Annotated in this window: 5 protein-coding genes; 1 reads left to right on the forward strand and 4 read right to left on the reverse strand. The window is 58.1% G+C overall.

Translation table 11 applies throughout. The features are described 5' to 3' along the window. The first annotated feature begins 190 nt into the window (after nt 1-190). Nucleotides 191-520: a Rieske 2Fe-2S domain-containing protein gene (locus tag M7F93_RS11440; RefSeq protein ID WP_298173607.1), complete on the forward strand. Its 330-nt coding sequence runs from the start codon at nt 191-193 to the stop codon at nt 518-520. A 20-nt stretch (nt 521-540) separates the two neighbouring features. Here the strand turns inward: M7F93_RS11440 and M7F93_RS11445 are convergent, their stop codons facing one another. The 4 genes from M7F93_RS11445 to M7F93_RS11460 all read right to left on the reverse strand — a co-directional run. Further along, nucleotides 541-774 carry a hypothetical protein gene (locus M7F93_RS11445; RefSeq protein ID WP_126605237.1) on the reverse strand — a complete coding sequence of 78 codons (234 nt, stop codon included), beginning with the start codon at nt 772-774 and terminating at the stop codon, nt 541-543. 61 nt (nt 775-835) lie between these two features. Beyond that, nucleotides 836-1066 (reverse strand): FmdB family zinc ribbon protein, encoded by a 231-nt coding sequence (locus M7F93_RS11450; RefSeq protein WP_298173614.1) that lies wholly within the window; start codon nt 1064-1066, stop codon nt 836-838. Between the two features lie 69 nt (nt 1067-1135). Beyond that, nucleotides 1136-1918, reverse strand: coding sequence for an ankyrin repeat domain-containing protein (locus tag M7F93_RS11455; protein ID WP_298173617.1), 783 nt, complete (start codon nt 1916-1918; stop codon nt 1136-1138). Further along, nucleotides 1915-3299 (reverse strand): nitroreductase family protein (locus M7F93_RS11460; protein ID WP_298173619.1); only part of this gene is annotated, 1385 nt, incomplete at its 5' end. The genes M7F93_RS11460 and M7F93_RS11455, both read right to left, overlap by 4 nt.

Consider the following 3299-nt stretch of genomic DNA (forward strand, 5'->3'; position numbering starts at 1 on the left):
CCAGGGATGAGGCGTTATTGTGCGCCATCTGGGAAGAAGCCAATTATGCAGCCTGGCACAAAGCCACTATTGGCTGGATGAGTCGGGATATTGATCTTTACATGATGGTGCGAAGTGCTGCAGCGGATGGCATGGATGCCATATCAGCATAATATATTGTGTGTTTTCTGGATTAAAAAGGAGTTTCACCATGTTTGGTAAAGCCTGTGATTTTAACGAGCTGCGACAAGGAAAATATGAAGTGGCGGTGGTTAACCGGATATTGCTCGTGATTGTGTGGCCCACCCGGGGTGAACCCCGGGCTTTTCATGGGATGTGTCCCCACGCCAATGAACCACTGGCCGATGCCCGCTTCGATGGGGAGACCCTGACTTGTGCACACCATGACTGGGCGTTCAGCAGTGAAACGGGCGCGTGCATCAAAGGCCAGCCCTGCACCCTCAGAGAGTTTCCGCTGAAGATTGAAAATGACGAAGTGCTAGTGGATACCGGTGATTTTGCACCCAATGGACCCCGCTAAAGCCATTGGCAAATTCTGAACTAAAACCCGTCTCTCTTGCTTCCCCAGGGATGAGAGCCGGGAACCACTTCCGCTTTGATTCCGGCTTTTTCAACATCGGTGAGGGTTTTGTAGAGGGTCGCTTCATGGGCTAATATGCTGCCCTGCATTACTGCGACATAGCGTGCCGGCAGGTCGACATCGCAAACGTAACCGCCTCCCGGGTCCTCAACGCTTCGTAAATTGCCATCCCAATCCATGAAAAAGCCACTCATGACAAGTCCTCGCTGGTGTTGTTCCAAAAGTCGGTGGGGGTGAAACGATGTCTGCCGCGAGTCAGCGTGATTTGCGCTCGGCGTGCGAAAAATTGCTCAAGTGCCCCTCTTTCGCCGCTTGCGCACGACCACGCGCAATCAGTCCAGCACTGCGACCAGGTGCGGCCACCCGCGAAAGCTGCTTTTCCAGGTGTTGGCTGCCACATTGCGGGCAGTTTGGGATGGTTGAGCCCATGACCAGTAATTCAAAGTCGGCGTCGCAATCGCAACAATGGTAATCGAAGATAGGCATTAATTGTTCCTTTGTCAGCTTATGGCCAAAACGGCATCTGTTATACGGTGCAGCAATAATGATGCCTGTTCAGGTGGCGGCTTTTACCCGCCTCGGTGTTTCGCGCAGCAAATTCAGACATTCCAGATTGGCGACCATATCCAGTGCAGTGAAATCATCGAGCGAAAGGAGGCTCCGGTCTGCACCGAATGCCAGCAAACGCTCCACTACCGCCGTCTTGCCAGCGGATGCGGCATACATCAGGCAAGTGGCGCCGTTGTCATTCTGGTGGTTGAGGTTGGCGCCAACCGCGACCAGCAGGTCCAGTGTGTCCAGATTCTCACTGACACAAGCGAACCAGAGGGCCTGATTGCCATCGTTGTTGCGCTGGTGCGGGTCGGCACCGGCGGCGAGTAGTTCAGCCACCCGTTCAGGATGGCCCTCGCCGGCGGCGCGCATCAAGGGCGTCACCCCGTCGCGGGTGCGCGCGTGGATGTCTGCGGCGGGAAACTCCTGCGCCGTCAGCCAGCATTGCAGCGCCTCGGTGAGCTGCGGATTTGCGGGCGTATGCACCTTGCGCCAGGCTTCGTAACCGCCATCCAGACTATATACCTCCGCAAAACCAAAATCGGCAAAGAGTTGGGCACGCATCTGGCTGGCGTTGCCATGGTAGCAATAGATCAGCACGGGACGATGTTTGGCCATGTTCAGCACATAGTCATCGGCGTTGTAATCGCCCAGGGGAGAAGCTCCGGCAATATGTCCGGCCCGGAAGTCGCTGGGATGGCGGCAATCCAGTAACACGGTGTCCTGCCTTTGCAGGAGTTCGCGGGCCTTATGCACATCAATACGCTGAAAGGAGCGGGTATTCATGAGTTTTCTCCGGTGTGAGTGTTCAGTTCCCGGTGGGCATAGGGCGGGAGGGTGCTGATCCGCGTATCCGTCAGGGCATGACCCACGGTGAAGTGGTAGAGGGATTGCAGGCTGTTATCCTTGATCCCCAATATTTCCTGCACGGCATCATCAAAAAAACAGCCGATGCCGGTGCCGTTCAGACCCAGGGATTCGGCTTCCAGATACAATATCTGGCCCAGCAGTCCGGCTTCCTGGTAGAGCAAACGATAATGCCAGGCACCGCTCTTCAGGGGGTCGGCATACTCCGCCAGAAAGGCCACGGCAAAGCAGCTATCGGCGGCAATGGCCTGATGACAGGACAGGGTCCTGGCGATACTGCGCACGTCCCCGCTATAGAGTCGCCGCAGGGGCAGATGGGTGGGCGCAGTAGCCACTGCTTCCCAGGAGAAATCGGGATTGAGGGCCATGCGTAACACCGGTCCGCCCTCTGCTGTGCGGGGCAGGGCATAGAGGCCACTACTCAGGCCACTAACGCGATGCACAAAAAGTATCGGATGGATGCGTGGGGTGAAGGGCCAGACATCCCAGGGCAGGGCGGAACGGGGCAGCAACGCATCCAGGAGCGTAAAAAAATCGTCAGCCGCCATGACCGTCTTCGGGTCGAAGCGCTGGGCGCTGCGCCGACGGCGGATCAGGGCGCTGGCGGCGGTCTGCCCCGATTTTTTGCGTGCCGGCCATGGATCAGGCGGAAGCGGGTCGGGAGTGAGTACCGGCATCCTGCTGGCGGTTGTCGTTTCGGCGATGACCGGCCACTGATACAGGGGGTGGGGATCCAGGCAGTTGGCCTGACCCCGCCATTGCCCCGGCAGCGCAGCAGGACTACCGATGGCGGAGGACATTGTATCAGCTGGGAGGATTTCCAGCAGCAGCTCCGCATCCTCGCCTTCGGCATGCGCGAAATCGCTGGAACGATCCAGGCCGAGGAGACTGCGCAGTCGGGTGTCGTCCACATCCCCGCGCAGGCGAAGGTGCCAACCCAGGGTACCCGCAGCGTAGCGCAGGGCACCCAGCGCATGGCCAATATCCAGTTGGCAATAACGCAGTGCCCGTTCGCCATATTTCCACGCTTCGCGCCACGCTATGGAAGTCAGCGCGATATATACCCCTGAGCCGTGCTGTCCGGCATCGGGATACCAGCGTTGTTCTAACAAATGATCCCGACTCAAATAGTGGTAGAGTCCATCACTGATGCCCTGCACCCCGAAGGCGAGAAGATAGGCCTCGGTGGGATGCAGGTTGCCGCTGGACGGGTTGCAGCGCAACGCCCAGCGATCCGGGCCGTATTCCTTCCATGCCGCCAGCCCGAGGGAAAGCTCCAAAAACTGAGCGCCCGCCTGGA

The sequence above is a fragment of the Acidithiobacillus sp. genome, from assembly GCF_027322205.1.
Classification (GTDB): Bacteria; Pseudomonadota; Gammaproteobacteria; order Acidithiobacillales; family Acidithiobacillaceae; genus Acidithiobacillus.